A 359-nucleotide genomic window follows, 5' to 3' on the forward strand; every position below is an offset into this window, starting at 1 on the left:
CTGATGGACGTGGACGACTGGACGGGCTTCAGTCGCCACTTCACCCACCTGAAGGACGGTGCCGAGGCCAAAGACCGGACGTTGCTGCTATCCGCGATCCTGGGCGATGCGATCAACCTCGGGCTGACCAAGATGGCCGAGTCCAGCCCCGGCTTGACCTATGCCAAGCTGTCCTGGCTGCAAGCCTGGCACATCCGCGACGAAACCTATTCGGCGGCCCTGGCCGAGTTGGTCAATCATCAGTACCGCCATGCTTTTGCCGCTCACTGGGGGGACGGCACTACCTCATCCTCCGATGGTCAGCGCTTCCGGGCTGGCGGCCGGGGCGAGAGCACCGGGCACGTCAACCCGAAGTACGG

Annotated in this window: 1 protein-coding gene; it reads left to right on the forward strand. The window is 64.3% G+C overall.

Annotated features, from left to right (window positions below):
• Positions 1-359, forward strand: a 359-nt coding sequence (locus HMPREF2924_RS36490; protein WP_256567965.1) for a Tn3 family transposase, incomplete at both ends; no start/stop codon positions are given.

It is taken from the genome of Pseudomonas sp. HMSC063H08 (assembly GCF_001813645.1).
Classification (GTDB): domain Bacteria; phylum Pseudomonadota; class Gammaproteobacteria; order Pseudomonadales; family Pseudomonadaceae; genus Pseudomonas; species Pseudomonas aeruginosa.